15 protein-coding genes are annotated in these 19630 nt (G+C 65.0%); 9 read left to right on the top strand and 6 right to left on the bottom strand.

Annotated features, from left to right (window positions below; genetic code table 11):
- Positions 1 to 32 precede the first annotated feature (32 nt).
- The 6 genes from PVV54_RS16885 to gnd form a co-directional block, all read right to left on the bottom strand.
- A complete protein-coding gene (locus PVV54_RS16885; RefSeq protein ID WP_274906356.1) occupies positions 33 to 653 on the bottom strand; it encodes a TetR/AcrR family transcriptional regulator in 621 nt (206 codons plus the stop codon).
- 36 nt (positions 654 to 689) lie between these two features.
- Positions 690 to 977, bottom strand: coding sequence for a HigA family addiction module antitoxin (locus tag PVV54_RS16890; RefSeq protein WP_274906357.1), 288 nt, complete (start codon positions 975 to 977; stop codon positions 690 to 692).
- A gap of 15 nt (positions 978 to 992) precedes the next feature.
- On the bottom strand, positions 993 to 1271 hold the full coding sequence (locus PVV54_RS16895) for a type II toxin-antitoxin system RelE/ParE family toxin (protein ID WP_274906358.1): 279 nt from the start codon (positions 1269 to 1271) through the stop codon (positions 993 to 995).
- 117 nt (positions 1272 to 1388) lie between these two features.
- Positions 1389 to 3185 carry a glycoside hydrolase family 15 protein gene (locus PVV54_RS16900; protein ID WP_274906359.1) on the bottom strand — a complete coding sequence of 599 codons (1797 nt, stop codon included), beginning with the start codon at positions 3183 to 3185 and terminating at the stop codon, positions 1389 to 1391.
- A gap of 18 nt (positions 3186 to 3203) precedes the next feature.
- Positions 3204 to 4694, bottom strand: a complete 1491-nt coding sequence (gene zwf / locus PVV54_RS16905) for a glucose-6-phosphate dehydrogenase (protein WP_274906360.1) — start codon at positions 4692 to 4694, stop codon at positions 3204 to 3206.
- Entirely contained in the window at positions 4691 to 5674 is a 984-nt protein-coding gene (gene gnd, locus PVV54_RS16910) for a phosphogluconate dehydrogenase (NAD(+)-dependent, decarboxylating) (RefSeq protein WP_274906361.1), read from the bottom strand. Before gnd ends, zwf begins: the two co-directional genes overlap by 4 nt.
- A 203-nt stretch (positions 5675 to 5877) precedes the next feature.
- On the opposite strand from gnd, the gene PVV54_RS16915 reads away from it, so the two are divergent.
- From PVV54_RS16915 to PVV54_RS16955, 9 genes are all read left to right on the top strand, one after another.
- Complete coding sequence (locus PVV54_RS16915) at positions 5878 to 6045, top strand: DUF6026 family protein (protein WP_274906362.1); 168 nt, start codon at positions 5878 to 5880, stop codon at positions 6043 to 6045.
- A 137-nt stretch (positions 6046 to 6182) separates the two neighbouring features.
- Positions 6183 to 6686, top strand: coding sequence for a sigma-70 family RNA polymerase sigma factor (locus tag PVV54_RS16920; RefSeq protein WP_274906363.1), 504 nt, complete (start codon positions 6183 to 6185; stop codon positions 6684 to 6686).
- Complete coding sequence (locus tag PVV54_RS16925; RefSeq protein WP_274906364.1) at positions 6683 to 7612, top strand: DUF4880 domain-containing protein; 930 nt, start codon at positions 6683 to 6685, stop codon at positions 7610 to 7612. Before PVV54_RS16920 ends, PVV54_RS16925 begins: the two co-directional genes overlap by 4 nt.
- Positions 7613 to 7712: 100 nt before the next feature.
- Entirely contained in the window at positions 7713 to 10013 is a 2301-nt protein-coding gene (locus PVV54_RS16930) for a TonB-dependent siderophore receptor (protein ID WP_274906365.1), read from the top strand.
- 14 nt (positions 10014 to 10027) lie between these two features.
- Complete coding sequence (locus PVV54_RS16935) at positions 10028 to 10858, top strand: alpha/beta hydrolase (protein WP_274906366.1); 831 nt, start codon at positions 10028 to 10030, stop codon at positions 10856 to 10858.
- A gap of 616 nt (positions 10859 to 11474) precedes the next feature.
- Positions 11475 to 13034 carry a glycogen synthase GlgA gene (gene glgA / locus PVV54_RS16940; protein WP_274906367.1) on the top strand — a complete coding sequence of 520 codons (1560 nt, stop codon included), beginning with the start codon at positions 11475 to 11477 and terminating at the stop codon, positions 13032 to 13034.
- A gap of 12 nt (positions 13035 to 13046) precedes the next feature.
- Positions 13047 to 14789 carry a malto-oligosyltrehalose trehalohydrolase gene (treZ, locus tag PVV54_RS16945; RefSeq protein WP_274906368.1) on the top strand — a complete coding sequence of 581 codons (1743 nt, stop codon included), beginning with the start codon at positions 13047 to 13049 and terminating at the stop codon, positions 14787 to 14789.
- Entirely contained in the window at positions 14786 to 16855 is a 2070-nt protein-coding gene (gene malQ, locus PVV54_RS16950; RefSeq protein ID WP_274906369.1) for a 4-alpha-glucanotransferase, read from the top strand. The genes treZ and malQ overlap by 4 nt, the downstream gene beginning before the upstream one ends.
- Positions 16852 to 19620, top strand: coding sequence for a malto-oligosyltrehalose synthase (locus PVV54_RS16955; RefSeq protein ID WP_274906370.1), 2769 nt, complete (start codon positions 16852 to 16854; stop codon positions 19618 to 19620). The genes malQ and PVV54_RS16955 overlap by 4 nt, the downstream gene beginning before the upstream one ends.
- Positions 19621 to 19630: the final 10 nt, after the last annotated feature.

The following is a 19630-nucleotide window of genomic DNA, read 5'->3' on the forward strand; positions in this document are numbered from 1 at the left end:
TCATCCGCGATGGGCCGCAACGCGGCCCCCTTTTACGGTTCCAACCCAATCCCCCGCAAAATCACGCACGTCACCGTTTGCACCGCACTCTCAAACGCCAGATCCGACAACGGCTCCCCCTCGTTCAACACCGCCACCTGATACCCGAAATCGGCATAGTGCTGGGTCGACGCCCAGATCATGTACAGCAATGCCGAAGGCTCTACCGGCAAAATCCGCCCCTCTTCCACCCAGCGGCGAATCTTGTCTTCCTTGAGCTTGGCCCACGGCACCAGGCTTTCATCCAGGCTCGCGCCCAGCAGCGGCGCCCCGTGCAGCATCTCTTCGGCCCAGATCTTCGACCCCAGCGGCCGCGTGCGCGAATGGCCCATCTTGGCGCGGATGTAGCTGGTCAGCACCACGCGGGGGTCGTCGAAATTCTCGAAACACAGCGCGTCCTGCTTCCACACCTCAAGCAGGTCCTGCAGCACCGCGCGGAACAGGTCGTCCTTGGTGCTGAAGTAGTAATGCAGGTTGGAACGCGGCAGCTCGGCCTGCTCGGCAATGTCCCCCATGGACGTGGCGCCAAAGCCTTTGTCGGCGAATACCTTTTCCGCGGCCTGCAGGATCTTTTCAACGTTGCGCTTGCGGATTTCGATCTTGTGGTTAGCCATGCGCTTTCCGATAGTTGACTGCTGAGCCGGCCCGGATCAGGCGGCCTGAAACAGGCGAGCGATCTCAGGCTGCCAACGGTGCCGTGCCTGCCAGATATCGTAGTCCGCCTGAATGGCCAACCACAGGCGTGCGGTACTGATGCCCGCCATCTCCAGGCGCAAAGCCAGGTCAGGCGACATGGCTGCCCGGCCATGCAGTACCCGGGAAAGCGCCTCACGCGAGAACCCCAAGTGGCTCGCGAAGGCCTTGACCGTAAGGCCAAGCGCCGGCAATACGTCCTCGCGAAGGGTTTCGCCGGGGTGCGGCGGATGGTGCAAAGGCATGATCAGCCCTCCTCTTCAGTGATAATCAAGGTAATCGACCAGTTCGACATCCGACCCCACGAAACGAAAAATCAGCCGCCAGTTGCCGGAGACGCTCAACGACCAGAAGCCCGCCAATTCGCCTTTGAGCGCATGCAACTGCCAGCCCGGCACACTCAGGTCCTGCGCCACGATTGCCCGGTCAAGAAACTGCAATTGACGTTTCAACCGCTTGGCATGAGCGGGCTGAATACCCCGGGAATTTCCAGTTTGATGGAATATTCGCAGTCCCTTGTGCCTAAAACTGATGATCATGGGTAGCTCGCCGAGTCCATTGGGAGACCGGCAAAGTGTGACCCCACGCATCACACGAAGCAAAATATCATATGTGACTCGATGCGTCACACAGTAAAGCGGGTAGCGGGGACAAACTTATCCGCAACTCGCCCGATCACGCACCGGGCACTGCGCCCGGTGCAGATTCAGCGCCGTGTTGATGATGCCGATATGGCTGAAGGCCTGGGGGAAGTTACCGAGCATGCGTTTACCCGCCGGGTCGTACTGTTCGGCCAGCAGGCCCAAGTCGTTGCACAGCCCGGTGAGCGTTTCATACAGCGCCTGGGCTTCTGCCTGCCGCCCCTGCAGCACATACACGTCGGCCAGCCAGAACGAGCACACCAGGAACGTGCCCTCGCCGGGCGTGAGGCCATCGCTGCAGCTGTCGCTGTCATACCGCAGCAGCAGGCCGTTGCGCAGCAAGCGTTGCTCTATCTGTTGCAGCGTGCGCATGAAGCGCGGATCGTCCGCCGGCAAAAACCCGGTCAGCGCGATGTGCAACAGGCTGGCGTCCAGCTCGCTGGAGCCGTAGGCCTGCACAAAATAATTGCCTTCAGGGTCCAGGCCTTTTTCGCACACCTCGCGGTGAATCTGGTCGGCCACTTGCCGGTAATGCCGGGCCCGCTCGCGGTCTTCTTCGGTAGTGTCCGCCAGGCTGGCGGCGCGGTCGAAGGCCACCCAGGCCATGACCTTGGAATGCACGAAATGCTGCGGCCCGCCGCGCACCTCCCAAATGCCTTCGTCCGCCTCGCGCCAGATGCGCTCCACGTAGGGCATGATCAGCCGCGCTATGGCCGCGCTGCGTGGCAAGCGCGGCAGGCCGCCCTTGATGGCCTGGGTCATGGCATCGGCCACTTCGCCATAGATATCCAGCTGGCGCTGCTGCGAAGCAGCGTTGCCCACGCGCACCGGTTGCGACTGCTCGTAACCGGCCAGCCAAGGCAAGGTGTATTCCTGCAGGTCGCGCTCCCCGGCAAGGCCGTACATGATCTGCATCTGTTCGGGGTTGCCGGCCACCGAGCGCAGCAGCCATTCGCGCCAGGCTTGGGCTTCATCGAAGTAGCCCAGGTTCATGAAGGCCAGCAAGGTCATGGTGGCATCGCGCAGCCAGCAGTAGCGGTAGTCCCAGTTGCGCTCCCCGGCCACACGTTCGGGCAGCGAGGTGGTGACGGCGGCGACGATGCCGCCGGTGGGCGCGTAGGTCATGGCCTTGAGGGTAAGCAGCGAGCGGCGTACCAGCGCCGTGTACGGCCCTACATCCGGGCAGCGGTCGGCGAAGGCTTGCCACTGTTCGGCCGTTCGCGACAGGGCCTGGTCAATGTCGCAATCGGGCTGCACCGGCAGGTGCGAGGGCTGGTGGCGCAGGCTGAACGTATGGCGCTCACCGGGGCGCACGCGAAAGCGGGCTGCGGTGTGGTGGTCGCGGGCGTGGGTGGCTACCGTGCTTTCCAGAATCAGGCGGTCGGGGCCGGCGACGGCGCTCAGGATGAGGGGGTCGAGCTTCTCTACCCACGGTACGCTGCGGCCGTAGTCAAAGCGCAGTACCAGGTCCATTTCGAAGTGGGTTTCGCCTGCCAGCCCTTCGACGATCCGCACCACGGAGTTGGCGTCGCCCAAGGGCATGAAGTCAAGCACCCGGGCGCGGCCGCTGGCGGTGACCCAGGTGGTTTCCAGCACCAGCGTATCGCCCCGGTACGCCCGGCTGACGTGTTCGACGGGGTCGCTGGGCGCCAGGCGCCAACGGCCGTTTTCGTCATTGCCCAAGAGTGCTGCGAACACGGCAGGGGCGTCGAAGCGTGGCAGGCACAGCCAGTCGATGGCGCCATCACGGCTGACCAGGGCGGCGCTGCGGCAGTTGCCGAGCAGGGCGTAGTCTTCGATGTGGGCCGGCATCTGGCCTCCTCTTTTTGTTCACCCCAAGCGGTGCCACTCACGCTTGTCCCGCGTCAGCAGCTCATCACCCGCCTCGGGGCCGTCTTCACCGGCCGGGTACTCATGCACCTCGCCCTCCTGAGCCCAGGCATCCAGAAACGGCTGCACCGCCCGCCAGCCGTTTTCAATGTTGTCGGCCCGCTGGAACAAGGTCTGGTCGCCGGTCAGGCAGTCGTAGATCAACGTTTCGTACCCCGTTGCCGGGGTCATCTTGAAGAAGTCCTTGTAGGCAAAGCCCAGCTCGACGTTCTCCATCACCAGCTCCGGCCCTGGCCGCTTGGCCTGCAGGTCGAACCACATGCCTTCGTTGGGCTGGATCTGGATTTTCAGGTAATTGGGCTTGGGCCGTTCCAGCTCCGACTCGCGGAACTGTGCGTAAGGCGCTGGCTTGAAGCAGATGGCGATTTCCGTGTCACGCACGCTCATGCGCTTACCGGTACGCAGGTAGAACGGCACCCCCGCCCAGCGCCAGTTGTCGATCATCACTTTGAGGGCTACGTAGGTCTCGGTCTTGCTGTCAGCCGCTACCTTGTCTTCTTCGCGGTAGCCCGGTAGCCGCTTGCGGCCCTGCTTGCCGGCAACGTACTGGCCACGCACGGAATTTTTCAGCGCCATTTTTGCCGACCACGGGCGTATCGCGCCGATCACCTTGGCCTTCTCGCCCCGCACTGCATCGGCGCCGAACGCTGCGGGCGGTTCCATGGCAACCATCGCCAACAACTGGAACAGGTGGTTGGGCACCATGTCACGCAGGGCGCCGGTGTTGTCGTAAAAGGCGCCGCGGGTTTCGACGCCAACCGTTTCGGCAGCGGTGATCTGCACGTGGTCGATGTAGTGGTTGTTCCAGAACGACTCGAACAGGCCGTTGGAGAAGCGGCTCACCAGAATGTTCTGCACCGTTTCTTTGCCCAGGTAATGATCGATGCGGTAGATCTGCCGCTCGCTCATCACCTTCAACAGGCAGGCATTGAGCTGCTCGGCGCTGGCCAGGTCGGTGCCGAACGGCTTCTCCACCACCACCCGGCGAAAGCCGCCGGCCGACTCGTCGAGCAGGCCGGCTTCGCCCAGGCGCTGGGCCACTTCGGGGAAAAAGCGCGGCGAGGTGGCCAGGTAGAAGATGGCATTGCCGTGGCGGGTGGCATCAATGCGCTTGCCCAGGGCGGCGTAGGTGGCCGGGTCGAGAAAGTCACCGGTCTGGTAATCCAGGCATTTGGCCAGGCGTGCCCACAGCTTTTCGTCCAGGCTCTTGGCCGTGTCACGCTCGCGCATGAACGCATGCAGGCGCTCGGCAAAATCCTGCGCCGTGGCCGGGTTGTGGTCGACGCCGACAATGCGCAGGTTGCGGTCCAGCAACCCGTCGCGGCTCAAGTTGTACAGCGCCGGCATCAGCAGGCGCTTGACCAGGTCACCGTTGGCGCCGAACAGGAACAGGGTGCAAGGCGGAGCAGCTGGAATGGTCTGTTTGGTCATGCGTCTTTCTTCTCGACGTGGCCACCGAAGCCCAGGCGCATGGCCGAGAGCACTTTGTCACCGTAGGTGCCCTGCTGCTGGCGCGAGCGGAAGCGGGCGAACAGCGCGCTGGACAGCACCGGCACCGGCACGGCCTGCTCCACGGCAGCATCGATGGTCCAGCGGCCCTCGCCACTGTCAGACACCGAACCGCTGAACTGCGCCAGCTGAGGGTCTGTGACCAATGCATCGGCGGTCAGGTCGAGCAGCCACGAAGTGACCACGCTGCCACGGCGCCACACTTCGGCAATCTCGGCCACGTTGAGGTCAAAGCGCTGGTCTTCAGGCAGCTCGTTGCCGCCCTTGCTGCGCAACAGGTCAAAGCCTTCGGCGTAAGCCTGCATCAGGCCGTACTCGATACCGTTGTGGATCATCTTCACGTAGTGCCCGGCGCCAGGCGGGCCGGCATGAATGTAGCCATGCTCGGCGCGCTGGTGCTCGCCTTCGCGGCCCTGGGTACGCGGGATATCGCCCACACCGGGGGCGAGTGCCTTGAACAGCGGCTCCAGGCGCTCGAACACGTCTTTTTCGCCGCCGATCATCATGCAGTAGCCCCGTTCCAGGCCCCACACGCCACCCGAGGTGCCCACGTCCAGGTAATGCAGGCCGCGCTTGGCCAGGTCGGCGGCACGGCGCATATCATCTTTATAGAAGGTGTTGCCGCCGTCGATGATCGCATCACCCGGCTCCAGCAGGTCGGCCAGTTGAACGATGGTCTGCTCGGTGGGCTCACCGGCGGGCAGCATGACCCACACTGCGCGCGGCGCCTTGAGTTTTTGCACCAGCGCGCCCAGGTCGTGCGCACCTTGTGCGCCCTCGCCTTCCAGCGCGGCAATGGCCTCACGGTTGCGGTCGTTGACCACGGTACGGTGTCCGGCGCGCATCAGGCGCCTTGCGATATTGCCGCCCATGCGGCCCAGCCCGACGATTCCCAGTTGCATGAGCCGATGCTCCCCTTTTGAAATGGATGACTACAGAGTTCAGCTGTTCAGATTAGTCCAGCACGCCGCCCGAGGGTTCAGCGACGAACGGCAAGACAACGTTAAACAAAAAAGTTCCCACCGGCGGCAAAAGAATTCAGAATGCGCGCCGCGTGAAGCGACTACGCTTTAACTGTCACCAGCCAAAACCGCGAGGTGTGCTCATGGGTAGCTTGATGCCTGCCACTCCAACCCAGACGCTGTATGTGTCCGTACGCCGTGATGAGCTGCGTCAATTGAAGGACGAACGCGACCAATTGCGCCAACAGGTCGCCCAGTTGCACCTGCTGCTGCAACAAGCGCGCACTGACGAAAAAGCCGTACGCCCCTGATTCACCCCCCTCCGCCTGTGGGAGCCTTGTTGCTCCCACCTCGCTGAAACCCTCGGCAAAAAACGCTTGAACTGGGAACGATTCGCATCTAAGGTGCGCGCTTTCTCCCGTCAACCTTGCCCGGGGCATTGTTTGCGATGCATGAAACCGATGCGACCATTGCGCTTGAGGAGCTCTACGACACCCAGCGCGGCTGGCTTCACAACTGGCTGAGGCGCTCGCTCGGTTGCTCGCAACAGGCCGCCGACCTGGCCCAGGACACGTTCGTACGCCTGCTGGTGCGCAACCAGCCGATCAGCGCCCAGGCGCCCCGTGCCCTGCTGGCGCGCATTGCCCGCGGCCTGGTGGTGGACCATTGGCGCCGCGACGCCCTGCAACGGGCCTACCTGCAAACCTTGGCGCAACTGCCCGAGGCCAGCTACCCGTCGCCCGAGGTGCGCCATGAAGCACTGCAATGCCTGGAGCAGGTTGCGCAACTGCTGGATGGTTTGAAACCGTCGGTGCGCGAAGCTTTTCTGCTGTATCAACTGAGCGGCCTGACGTACGCAGAAATTGCCGAACAGCTCGGCGTGTCCAGCCGCACCGTCGAACGGCATGTGGCCAGCGCCTTGCTGCATTGCTACCGGGCCTGCTTCGAGTGAGCGCCACGGCCGAGCGCCTGCCCGACAGCATCGTGCGCATGGCCATCGAGTGGCAGATGCGCCTGCGCGCCAACCCGGCCAATGTCGAGCTGTTCAGCCAGTGCCAGGCCTGGCGCCTGCGCGATGCCCGGCATGAATTGGCCTGGCAGCGCATGCAGCAGGTCAGTGGGCATTTCCATAACGGGCACCTGCCCGACGCCGCACGTACCGCTTCGGTGCTGCGCCAGGCCGATGTCGACCTGAGTCGCCGGCGCACCCTCAAACTGCTCGGCATCGGCCTGGCCGCCGGCGGCACCACGTTGCTGATCGGCCACGCGCCACCGGCCTGGCGCAGCGACCTGGCCACCGCCGTGGGCGAACGCCGCCAGCTGCGGCTGGACGGTAACCTGGATGTGCAACTGAACACCGACAGCGCCATTGACGTGCAAGGCCGCGACATTGTGCTGCGCTCGGGCGAAGTGCTGGTGGACGGCGACGCTTGGCAAGTGCAGTGCCGCTATGGCCTGTGCAGTGCCCAGCACGCCCGCGCGGTGTTGCGCGAGCGCGAAGGCTACAGCGAATTGCATGTGCAACAGGGTGAGGTGCAGGTGAATTCGCCTGCGGGTGTCGAGCGCGTGCAGGCGGGAAGCGGGCTGGCCATATACCCCGGCCAGCTGATGCCACTGAACGGCGGCGCACTCGACCCCTTCGCCTGGAGCCGGGGTTTGCTGGTGGTCGACGACATGCGCCTGGCCGACTTCCTCGCCGAAGCGGCGCGGTACCGGCAGGGTTGGGTACGGTGTGACGCGCAGGTGGCGGATTTGCGCTTGTCGGGGGTGTTTCAGCTGGATGAGCCGGGGGCGTTGTTGGAGAACATTACCCATTTGCTGCCTGTGCAGATAGAACAACGCACGCGTTGGTGGGTGCGGGTTGTAGCAGCAGTTTGAGATTCGACCTAGCGACGCTCCCACAAAAAATTCGCAGGTTGATGTCGGACTTTTTCATTTCATCCGGTAAGGGATGATCACTCCCTGTATGGACCGCATCATGCCCACCCTGCCACGCGCCCTTTGCCTGACACTGACCCTGCTCGCCACCAGCGTCCATGCCGCCACGCAAACGGCCCCCAGCATCCCGCCTGGCCCAATGGCCCAGGCACTGAGCACCTTCGCCGAGCGCGCCGGCATCACCCTGTCGTTCTCCCCCGACGCAGTGCGTGGCCTGAGCAGCCCGGGCCTGGCCGGTGGCGGTTCGCTGGAAGACGGCCTCACCCGCCTGCTCAGCGGCAGCGGGCTTGAGCTGCACAAGACCAGCTCCGGCTACGTGGTGCTGCCCGGCCAGAGCGGCAGCGGCCTGCAACTGGACCCGACCAGCATCGACGCCAACGCCAACCAGAGCGCCTTCGCCCCGGTAGAGGGCTACTTCGCCAGCAACGCCAGCAGCGCCACCAAGACTGACCGGCCCATCCTGGAAACCGCGCAAAGCATCAGCGTGGTCACCGCCGACCAGATCGCCGACCGCAAGGTCGATACCGTCGAAGACGCCGTGGCCTACACCGCCGGCGTACGCGTGGGCGCCTCAGGCCTGGACCCGCGCTTCGACCAGATCAGCGTGCGCGGCTTTGAAACCACCATCGGCGCCGACTTCCTCGACGGCCTGCGCCAGCCCGGCAGCGGCTGGCTGTCGCTGTACCAGACCGAAGCCTACAACCTGGAACGCATCGAGGTGCTCAAAGGGCCTTCGTCGATCATGTACGGGCAAATCAGCCCGGGCGGCATGGTCAACCGGGTCAGCAAGCGCCCCAGCCTGCTGGCCAAGAATGAAGTGCAGGTGCAGGCCGGCAACTACGACCACCGCCAGGCGCAGTTCGACCTGGGCGGCAAGCTGGACGAAGACGGCGATGTGTTGTTCCGTACCGTGGGCGTTTACCGCGATGCCGACCACTACATCGAACAGATGAACAACGACGTGCGCCTGCTGGCCCCGTCGCTGACCTGGCAGATCGACCCGGCCACCCGCCTGACCGTGCTGGCGCAGTACCAGGAGCGCGAAACCGCCGCCTCGCCGATGCTGTACCAGGAAGGCGATCACCTGACCAACCTGTGGCAGGGCGACGAGTACTTCGACAAGCTCCACCAGCGCCAATGGACGCTTGGCTACGAGTTCGAGCACGCCTTCAACGACACGTTCACCTTCCAGCAAAACCTGCGCTACGGCCAGGTCGACACCACCAACCAGTACCTGCAGCCCTACCAGCAGCGCGAAGGCCACATCCTCGACCGCTATGCCGTGGGCGTGTATGAAGACATGTCCACCTTGTCGGCGGACACCCGCCTGATCAGCCGCTTCGACACCGGTAACCTGCACCACACCCTGCTCACCGGCGTGGACTACGGCTGGATCGACACTTCGCTGCTGTACGCCAGCGGCCCTGCGCCGTCGCTGGACCGCTACGCCCCGGACTACCACCAGCCGGTGGCCAAGCCCGGCACACCGCTGGCGGACGAAGACGGCCTGGAGCAACGCACCGGCCTGTACCTGCAGGACCAGATCGACCTCGACCGCTGGCGCCTGTCAGCCGGCCTGCGCCGCGACTTCGTGCATGTGCGCCGCAGCGACAACCTCAGCGGCATCAACCGCCGCGCCAACGACTCGGCCACCACCGGCTCGGTGGGCGTTTTGTACCTGTTCGACAATGGCCTGGCGCCCTATGCCAGCTACGCCACGTCGTTCCAGCCGCAAAGCGGGGTTGGCGCCTATAAGCCCACCGAAGGCGAACAGTACGAAGTGGGCCTGAAGTACCAGCCACCAGGCTCCGCCACGATGCTGACCGCCTCGCTGTACCACCTGACCCAGCAGAACGTACTCACCCGTGACTTGGTCAACCCGCTCAACAGCATTGCCACCGGCGAGCAGGTGTCCAAAGGCCTGGAGCTTGAGGCCGTGTCCAACGTCACCGACCGCCTGAAGATGACCGCCAGCTACAGCTACAACGACCCGGAAGTGACCAAGAGCAACGATGGCAACAAAGGCAAAGACCCGGTCGACGTGCCACGCCACCTCGCCTCGCTGTGGCTCGACTACCGCCTGCCGATGGGCCTGGGCGTTTCGGGCGGTGCACGCTACACCGGCAGCAACTATGGCGATGCGCAAAACACCGTGAAGAACGAGGGCTACACCCTGGTCGATGCCGGTGTGCATTACGACTTCGGCGGCGGCCTGGACGGCGTGCGCCTGGCGCTCAATGCCCGCAACCTGTTCGACAAGCGTTACATCAATTGCCAGCTGGGTTACTGCTACCGCGGCGAAGCCCGCAGCGTGGTCACCAGCCTGAGCTACCGCTGGTAAGGGGGGCAACGACCATGCGCACGCTGATTGCCTGGCTGGCTGCCCTGCTGTTGGCCAACATCGCCCAGGCCACACCGGTAACGCTCGACGGCACCGAGCAATGGACGATGAAAAGCGCCGAGGGCCGCGAGTACCGGATCATGGTCAGCCTGCCGGAGGGCGATGTGCCCTGGACCGGCGGCTACCCGGTGATCTACCTGCTCGACGGCAACGCCTACTTCGCGGCCTTCCACGCCGCCAAGCGCGCCCAGGACCGCTTGCGCGGCTCAATCCTGGTCGCCATCGGCTACCCCAGCGACACGCCGCTGGACTTCGAACGCCGCGCCTTCGATTTGTCGCCGCCCCAGCCCCCTGAGCGCAACACCCCGCCGCAGGGTGGGCAGGACCTGTTTCTGGACTTCATCGAAAAAAGCCTGATGCCCAAGGTCAATGCACGCTTCAAGGTCGACCAGGACCAGCGCAGCCTGGTGGGGCACTCGTTTGGCGGCATGTTCGGGGTGTATACACTGTTCACCCGGCCGCAGCTGTTTCAGCACGTGATTGCCATCAGCCCGAGCCTGTGGTGGCAGGACCGCTACCTGATGGCGCACGAGCGGGCGTTCACTGCCCAGGCCAATGCCGGGAAGCTGGACCTGACCCACAGCAGCCTCACGCTGTTGATCGGCGACCGCGAGATGCCCCAGGAAGTCCAGGATGCGCGGGCTTTGCAACTGCGGTTACAGGCGTTGTCGCAGTATGGGTTGCGCAGTGATTTTCAGGTCGAGCCGGGTGAAGATCACATGTCGGTGCCCTTCCGGGTGCCAACGCGGGTGCTGGATGAGTTGATCAGTACCCGCCGGTTCTAGTGTGGGGGCAACTGTCTTGTATAAAACCTAAGAGCTCACGCGGCCACTGTGGGAGCGGCCTCGTGTCGCGAAAGGGCTGCGAAGCGGCCCCAGGTTTTCAGCTTCGCAACATAGATTGCTGGGGCCGCTTTGCGGCCCAATCGCGACACAAGGCCGCTCCCACACAGTGCTGCCACCTCTGCATTGGCACCAAAATGGTGCACACCAAAAACCACCTCAAACACCCCTTTAACATCCCGTCACACACGCCAACGTTTGCGTCTATTCCGCGTCATAACAAAAATGACCAGTGGGTCACCCTTTTATCTCCACCTCTCCTACACTCAGGTTTCGGCCCGCCATTTGCTCAGGGAAAGAGCGACGTAAAAAAGTCGAACTTTTGCAAACGGCGGCGGGTCAGGAATTAAGTAGGCCAAACGCAAAGGGACTTCCCCCGCAACGGCCCACCCACCCAAACCCGTGCAATCGCCTTCGGCCGGAATGCTGATCGCGTCGTGCCTGTGCGCACGACTTCGGGGCAAGGACTGCTGTACGCAACTCCAGAATCAGAGAGAACCAACACGAGACATTGCTACGGGTGCCAGTACCCGACCATGCCATAGGGACGGAGAGAAGTATGATCAGTGCCGCTGTCGAACCTCACGTAGATGCATTCAACCCGGAACGCCGCGAACCGCTCACCCCGGACTTCGCAACGACAGCCAAGGCACCCGGCGCCCTGCGCCAGCACAACCCCAACAAACGCAAAATCCTGTTCGTCACCTCGGAAATCGCCGACCTGGTCAAGACCGGCGGCCTGGGCGATGTGTCGGCGGCACTGCCCCGCGCCCTGGCGCACCTGCACGATGTGCGCGTGCTGATCCCGGGTTACCGCCAGGTGATGGAAAGCGACAACCCCATCCACATCGTTGGCCAGCTGGGCGGTCACGCGGCACTACCGCCGTGCAAGATCGGGCGCATGGACCTGGCCGACGGCCTGGTGATCTACGTGCTGATTTGCCCCGAACTGTACCAGCGTGATGGCAGCCCCTATGGCGCCAACAACGGCCGCGACTGGCCCGACAACCACATCCGCTTCGCCCGCCTGGGCCTGGCCGCCGCTGAAATCGCCGCTGGCGAAGGCATGATCCACTGGACGCCCGAAGTGGTGCACGCCCATGACTGGCCTGCCGGCCTGGCACCGGCCTACATGCACTGGCGCGGGCTGAACACGCCTACCCTGTTCACCATCCACAACCTGGCCTACCAAGGCGTTTACAGCCGTGGCTGCAGCCCGGAGCTGGCGATCCCCGACCACGCCATGCAGCAGGAGGGCATGGAGTTTTACGGCAAGCTGTCGTTCCTCAAGGCCGGCCTTGCCTACTCCAGCCACATCACCACGGTCAGCGCCACCTATGCCCGTGAAATCACCACCCCGGAATTTGGCTGCGGCCTAGATGGCTTCCTTGCCAGCAAGGCCCAGCAAGGCTTGCTGGGTGGCATCCCCAACGGCATCGACGAAAGCTGGGACTCGGCCACCGACAAGCACCTGGAGCACAACTTCAGCATCAACGACTGGGACGGCAAGGCGCGCAACGCCGAGGCCGTGCGCCGGCTGTTCGAGCTGGAGCCTTCCACCGGGCCGCTGTTCGCCGTGGTCTCGCGGCTGGTGTACCAGAAGGGCCTGGACCTGACCTTGGGCGTGGCCGATTACATCGTCGAGCAAGGCGGGCAGATCGCGATCATCGGCCGTGGCGAGCCCGAAGAAGAACAGGCCATGCGCGAACTGGCCCTGCGCCACCCTGGCCGCATCGGCGTGCGCATCGGCTTCAATGAAACCGACGCGCGGCGCATGTTCGCCGGCAGCGACTTCCTGCTGATGCCCTCGCGCTACGAGCCGTGCGGCCTGAGCCAGATGTACGCGCAGCGCTTCGGCTCGTTGCCGGTGGCGCGCAACACCGGCGGGCTTGCCGACACCATCGAGAACGGCGTCACCGGCTTTTTGTTCGACGAGTCCACCGTGGCCAGCTACCGCGAAGCCCTGAGCCGGGCTTTCTATGTGTACGACAAGAAAAACCTGCTCAACGCCATGCGCTGCCTTTCCATGACCCAGCCGTTCAACTGGTGCCAGGCGGTCGAACCTTATGCCCGCCTGTATGAGGACCTGGTCAAGCAGGCGCAAGTCAGCCACTACTGAGCGAGGTCGAAGATGCACAGGCATGGCGCACACTTGCTGGACGCCACGTCGGCGCGCTTCGCCCTGTGGGCGCCGGATGCGCGCAGCGTGAGCTTGGAGTTGGAGCAGCAGCCGCCCGTTACGCTGCTGCCAGAAGACAATGGCTGGTACACCGGGGTTGCCCCGTGCCAGGCGGGTGACCGCTACCGTTTTCGCATTGACGGTGAGCTGCAGGTGGCCGACCCGGCGTCGCGCTATCAACCTGAAGGCGTACAAGGGCCGAGCCAGGTGGTGGATGTACGGGCCTATGCCTGGCAACACCCCTGGCACGGCCGCCCGTGGCATGAAGCGGTAATCCAGGAGCTGCACGTCGGCGTGCTCGACGGCTACGACGGCGTTGCCCGGCACCTGCCACGCCTGGCCGAAGTGGGCATCAGCGCCATTGAACTGATGCCCCTCGGGCAGTTCCCCGGCGAGCGCAACTGGGGCTATGACGGCGTGTTGCCGTTTGCGCCGCAGCACAGTTATGGCAGCCCCGAGGCACTGTGCGCATTGGTCGACCACGCCCATGGCCAGGGTTTGAACGTGCTGGTCGATGTGGTCTACAACCACTTCGGCCCGGACGGCAACTACCTGCACCAGTACGCCAGCTCGTTCTTTCGCGAAGACCGCCAGACCCCTTGGGGCGCGGCCATCGATTTTCGCCGCGCCGAAGTGCGCGAGTTCTTCATCCAGAACGCCCTGATGTGGCTGTGCGACTACCGCTGCGACGGCCTGCGTCTGGATGCCGTGCACGCCATTGACCAGCCCGACTTCCTCGTTGAACTGGCGCAACGGGTGCGGGCGACCGTCGAGCCTGGCCGCCAGGTGTGGCTGGTGCTGGAAAACGAACACAACCAGGCCTTCCTGCTGCAACAAGGCTTTAATGCCCAGTGGAACGACGACGGCCACAACGCCCTGCACGTGCTGCTGACGGGTGAAACCGAAGGCTACTACGCCGATTACAAGGCTCAACCCATCGAGCAGCTGGCGCGCTGCCTGGCCGAAGGGTTCGTGTTTCAGGGCCAGGCCAACCGCCACGGCACGCCACGCGGCGAACCCAGCGGGCACCTTGAGCCCAGCGCTTTCGTGCTTTTTTTGCAAAACCATGACCAGGTTGGCAACCGCGCGCTGGGCGAGCGCCTCACCCGCCTGTGCCCGCCCCCGGCGCTGCGCGCGGCCACCGGGCTGTTGCTGCTGTCGCCGATGATCCCGCTGCTGTTCATGGGCGACGACGACGGCAGTTGCCGGCCATTCCTGTTTTTCACCGACTTCCATGACGAACTGGCCGACGCCGTGCGCGAAGGCCGACGCGGCGAATTCGCCCACTTCGCGGCATTTGCCGACCCCGAGCAGCGCGAACACATCCCCGACCCCAATGCCGCACAAACCTTCGAGGCTTCACGGCCACAACGCCAAGAGGTGATTGCGGGCTGGCACGGCCTGTACCAACAGCTGCTGGCCCTGCGCAAACACCACGTCATCCCGCACCTGCCCGGCAGCCGCGCACTCGGCGCCCAGGTGCTGGGCGACAAGGCATTGACCGCCCGCTGGCGGCTGGGCAACGGCCAGACCTTGCGCATCGACCTGAACCTGGCCGCCACGCCACAACCCGTCGAACTGCCCGCGGCTACTCACCGCCTGTTCGACAGCAGTGACCGCACCCACCCCGACACCGCGCTCAACCCTTACAGCTGCGTGGTCAGCCTGCTTGCACCCGGCCAGGAGAGCCCATGAGCGAAACCGCCCTGCATCGTTTGGCCGCCCGCGTGGGGCTGGCCCGCGACTGGATCGATGCCAACAACCGGCCACAACGGGTCGAAGACGACGTGTTGCGCAAAGTCCTGGAAGGCCTGGGCCACCCGGCCGGCGACGACAGTGCCATCCGCGACAGCCTGCAGGCTGTAGAGGCTGCCGAAGACCGCCAGCACCTGCCGCCATTGCTCACCGCAGACCTCGGGCAGCCATTGCCACTGGCCCACTATTTCAAGCCACTGAGCCCGGTTGGCTGCACGCTGGAAGATGGCAGCACGCTGTCAACTGGCCTGGATGCCAACGGGCAGTTGCCCGGTGACCTGCCCATCGGTTACCACCAACTGGAAATCGAAAGCCGCACCTTTACCCTCGCCGTGGCCCCGCCACGCTGCTACAGCCTGCAAGACAGCGTCGAGCAACCGCCCCCGCGCTGCTGGGGCCTGGCCGTGCAGCTTTACAGCCTGCGCCGGCCCGGCGACGGCGGCTACGGTGACTGCCTAGCCCTGGAGCAGCTGGCACGGCGGGCCGCCGAACGCGGCGCCGATGCGCTGGCCATCAGCCCGATTCACGCCCTGTCAGCCGCCGACCAGCAGCACTACAGCCCCTATTCACCCTCCAGCCGGCTGCTGCTCAACACCTTGTACGCCAGCCCCACCGCCCTGCTCGGCGAGCGCGAAGTACGGGTGGCCATCGAAGCCCTGGGCCTTGAGCAAATGCTCGAAGACCTGGAACAGCAACCCTTGGTGGATTGGCCCCGGGCCGCCGACGCCCGGCTGCGCCTGCTCGAGGCGCTTTACCAGGGTTTCAGCAAGGCCGACCACCCGCTGCGCAAAGACTTCGACAGCTTCCGCGCGGCCGGTGGCCAAGGGCTTGAACACCATTGCCGCTTCGAGGTGCTGCAGGCCCAGGCCATGGACCACGGCCTGGGCGCCGACTGGCGCAATTGGCCCAGCGCCTGGCACGACCCGTACCACCCTGAAGTCGAGGCCGTGGCCAACGCCTACCCGGCCAAGGTCGAGTTCCATGCCTTTTGCCAGTGGCTCACCGAACGTGGGCTGCAACGTGCCCAGCAAGCGGCCCGCAGCAATGGCATGGCCATCGGCCTGATCGCCGACCTGGCCGTGGGCGCCGACGGTGCCGGCAGCCAGGCCTGGAGCCGCCAGGACGAACTGCTGGCCAACCTCAAGGTGGGCGCCCCGCCTGACATCCTCAACCGCAGCGGGCAGGACTGGGGCATCTGCGCGTTCTCCCCCGAGGGCCTCAAGCGCAACGGCTACCGCGCCTTCATCGAAATGTTGCGCGCCAACCTGGCCCATGCCGGCGGCCTGCGCATCGACCATGTGATGGGCCTGCGCCGGCTGTGGCTGATCCCGCGGGGCTGCAAGGCCAGCGAAGGCGCCTACCTCAATTACCCGGTGGACGACCTGCTGCGCCTGCTGGCATTGGAGTCGGTACGGCACAACGCAATCATCCTTGGCGAAGACCTTGGCACGGTGCCCGATGGCCTGCGCGAGCAGCTGGCGGCCAAAGCCGTGCTCGGCATGCGCGTGCTGCCGTTCGAACAAACGGCCCCCGGGCACTTCAAACCGATCCTCGACTGGCCCGACAACGCCTTGGCAACCACCGGCACCCACGACCTGGCGCCGCTGGCCGGCTGGCTGCAAAGCCGTGATATCGACTGGAGCCACCGCCTGCAATTGATCGACGCCGCCACCGAATTGCACTGGCGCCATGACCGGCAAAAAGAACGTGAAGGCCTGCGCCATACCCTGCAGGCCAATTACGGGGCACTGCCCGACAATGATGCCGTGATCGACGCGGCCATCCGCTACGTCGGCCATACCCGCGCCCCCCTGGTGCTGGTCCCGCTGGAAGACCTGCTTGGCTGCGACGAACAGCCCAACCTGCCGGGCACCACCAGCGGCCACCCCAACTGGCGCAGGCGCTTTGCCAAGCCCGCCCGCGAACTGCTGGATGACGAACACGCCGCCCGCCGCCTGGAGCTGCTGGCCCAGGCCCGTGAACAAGCCTGGGAGCGCGACCGATGAAGCCGTTGACCGCCACCCTGCGCCTGCAGTTTCACAGCGACTTCACCCTCGACCATGCCGTGGCGCTGGTGCCCTACTTTGCTCAACTGGGCATCAGCCATGTGTACGCCTCGCCCATCCTCAAGGCCCGTGCCGGGTCACGCCATGGCTACGATGTGGTCGACCCGACGCAGGTCAACCCCGAACTGGGTGGCGAAGCAGCGCTGGAGCGCCTGGTGGCTGCGTTGCGCCAGCATGGCATGGGGCTGATCCTGGACACGGTGTCCAACCACATGGCCGTGGGCGGGGCCGACAACCCGTGGTGGCAAAGCTTGCTGGCCTGGGGCCGGCGCAGCCCGTATGCCGAGTTTTTCGACATCCAGTGGCATTCCAGCGACCCGCTGCTGGCGGGCCAGTTGTTGCTGCCGTTTCTGGGCAGTGACTATGGCGCGGCGCTAAAAAGCGGAGAAATACCCCTCACGTTCGACCAAGGCCTGCTGCAAGTCGCCCACTACGACCACCGCTTCCCCATTTGCCCGCAGGACTACGGCTGGATCCTCGCGCAAAGCCCCGAGCCGGCCCTGCAGGCGCTGGCGGTACACTTCACAGCGTTGAGCGACACCCCGGACCCGCTGGCTGCCGCCCAACCCCTGCAGGCCGAGCTGCGCCGCCTGGCCAACGAAGGCGCCGACCTGCAAACCGCCTTGCTGGCCTTCGACAGCCGCAGCGAAAGCGGCTTCAAGCGCCTGCACCTGCTGCTCGAACGCCAAACCTACCGGCTGGCCAGCTGGCGCACCGCCGCCGACGACATCAACTGGCGGCGCTTCTTCGACATCAACGAACTGGGTGGGCTGCGCGTCGAGCGCCCGGCCGTGTTCGAAGCCACCCATGCCAAGCTGTTCGAGCTGATTGAACGCGGCCTGGTGGACGGCCTGCGCATCGACCATATCGACGGCCTGGCCGACCCGCGCGCTTACCTGCGCAAACTGCGCCGGCGGGTGGACGGGCTGCTGGCGAGCCGCCCTGTGCAGGCGGCGCTGGAACATTTCCCGATCTACGTGGAGAAAATTCTCGGCGCCGACGAGCACCTGCACCGCGACTGGCTCACCGACGGCACCACCGGCTACGAATTCATGAACGAAGTGTCGCTGCTGCAACATGACCCGGCCGGCGAAGCGCCGTTGACCGAGCTGTGGGCCAACGTCAGCGAACGCCCCGACTTTGCCGAAGAAATCCGACAGGCCCGCCATTTGGTGCTCAACGCCAGCCTGGCGGGCGATTGCGAATCCGTCGCCCAGGCGTTGCTGCAAGTGGCCCGCGACGACCTGATGACCCGCGACCTGACCTTGGGCGCCATCCGCCGCGCCGTGCAGGCGCTGGTGGCCCATTACCCGGTTTACCGTACCTATTTCAACGCCTGCGGGCGCCCGGCCGAGGATGAGAAGTGCTTCCAGCAGGCCTTGGCCAACGCCCGCCAGGACCTCGCCGAAGCCGACTGGCCGTTGCTTGGGCAACTGGAACAGTGGCTCGGCGGCCAACCCTGGCGCGCGCTGCCGCCGGGCCGCCCGCGCAAGCACCTGCGCCACGCCTGCGTGCGCTTCCAGCAACTCACCGCGCCCAGTGCCGCCAAAGCCGTGGAAGACACGGCCTTCTACCGCAGCGCCCGCCTGCTCTCGCGCAACGATGTAGGCTTTGAGGCCGAGCGCTTCAGCGCAGGCCCCCAGCATTTCCATAACGAGGCCCAGCGCCGCCTGCGCGACTTCCCCGACAACCTGTTGGCCACCGCCACCCACGACCACAAGCGCGGCGAAGACACCCGCGCACGCCTGGCTGTGTTAAGCGAACTCGGCCCATGGTTCGCCAGCCGCGTCGAACACTGGCGCGAGCTGGCCGCCCCCTTGCGCGAGGCGCTGGACGATGGCCCCGCGCCCAGCCCAGGTGATGAGTTGCTGTTGCTGCAAACGCTGTTGGGCAGCTGGCCCCTGAACCTCGACCTGCACGACGACAACGCCCTGCAGCAGTACGCCGGCCGGCTGTGCCAATGGCAGCAAAAAGCCCTGCGCGAAGCCAAGCTGCGCAGCAGCTGGAGTGCGCCGAACGATGCCTACGAAAACGCCTGCGCGTGTTACATCGACGGCCTGCTGCTGGGCCGCGAAAACCAGCAGTTGCGCCAGTCGCTGGCCGATGCCGCGCAACGCATTGCCTGCCCCGGCGCCCTCAACGGCCTGGTGCAGGCGCTGCTGCGCATGACCGTGCCTGGTGTGCCCGACCTGTATCAGGGCAACGAGTACTGGGACTTGAGCCTGGTCGACCCGGACAACCGCCGCGCCGTCGACTACGCTTGCAGGCGTCGCACTCTGGACGCTGCCACGCAGCCTGCCGAACTGCTCACGCACTGGCGCGACGGGCGCATCAAGCAGGCCCTGATCGCCCGGGTGCTGGATTGCCGCCAGGCCCATGCCGAGCTGTTTCGCCGGGGTGAATACCTGCCGCTGAACGTGCAGGGCCGCCACGCTGAAAAGGTGCTGGCCTTTGCCCGCCTGGGTGAAGGTGAACGCGCCATTGTCATTGCACCACGCCTGGCCAGCAGCCTGCTGGCAGGTGCCGCTACACCGTTGATCCCGGCGCAGAACTGGGACGATACCCGGGTGATCTTGCCGTTTGCCTTGTCGCCTGCCAACCCGACGGGACTTTTCCCCAGTGCTGCGGTCAGCCCTTCTAGGGAGCTGATGGTGAGCGCCGTGCTGGCGGAGTTTCCGGTCAATGTGTTGATACAACAATCTTGAGCATCAGGAG

Origin of the sequence: Pseudomonas sp. PSKL.D1 (assembly GCF_028898945.1) — a bacterium.
Taxonomy (GTDB): domain Bacteria; phylum Pseudomonadota; class Gammaproteobacteria; order Pseudomonadales; family Pseudomonadaceae; genus Aquipseudomonas.

Coding starts and splice junctions, on each gene's coding strand:
- PVV54_RS16885 (WP_274906356.1), bottom strand. CDS start 653: ATGGCTAACCACAAGATCGAAATCCGCAAGCGCAACGTTGAAAAGATC.
- PVV54_RS16890 (WP_274906357.1), bottom strand. CDS start 977: ATGCCTTTGCACCATCCGCCGCACCCCGGCGAAACCCTTCGCGAGGAC.
- PVV54_RS16895 (WP_274906358.1), bottom strand. CDS start 1,271: ATGATCATCAGTTTTAGGCACAAGGGACTGCGAATATTCCATCAAACT.
- PVV54_RS16900 (WP_274906359.1), bottom strand. CDS start 3,185: ATGCCGGCCCACATCGAAGACTACGCCCTGCTCGGCAACTGCCGCAGC.
- zwf (WP_274906360.1), bottom strand. CDS start 4,694: ATGACCAAACAGACCATTCCAGCTGCTCCGCCTTGCACCCTGTTCCTG.
- gnd (WP_274906361.1), bottom strand. CDS start 5,674: ATGCAACTGGGAATCGTCGGGCTGGGCCGCATGGGCGGCAATATCGCA.
- PVV54_RS16915 (WP_274906362.1), top strand. CDS start 5,878: ATGGGTAGCTTGATGCCTGCCACTCCAACCCAGACGCTGTATGTGTCC.
- PVV54_RS16920 (WP_274906363.1), top strand. CDS start 6,183: ATGCATGAAACCGATGCGACCATTGCGCTTGAGGAGCTCTACGACACC.
- PVV54_RS16930 (WP_274906365.1), top strand. CDS start 7,713: ATGCCCACCCTGCCACGCGCCCTTTGCCTGACACTGACCCTGCTCGCC.
- PVV54_RS16935 (WP_274906366.1), top strand. CDS start 10,028: ATGCGCACGCTGATTGCCTGGCTGGCTGCCCTGCTGTTGGCCAACATC.
- glgA (WP_274906367.1), top strand. CDS start 11,475: ATGATCAGTGCCGCTGTCGAACCTCACGTAGATGCATTCAACCCGGAA.
- treZ (WP_274906368.1), top strand. CDS start 13,047: ATGCACAGGCATGGCGCACACTTGCTGGACGCCACGTCGGCGCGCTTC.
- malQ (WP_274906369.1), top strand. CDS start 14,786: ATGAGCGAAACCGCCCTGCATCGTTTGGCCGCCCGCGTGGGGCTGGCC.
- PVV54_RS16955 (WP_274906370.1), top strand. CDS start 16,852: ATGAAGCCGTTGACCGCCACCCTGCGCCTGCAGTTTCACAGCGACTTC.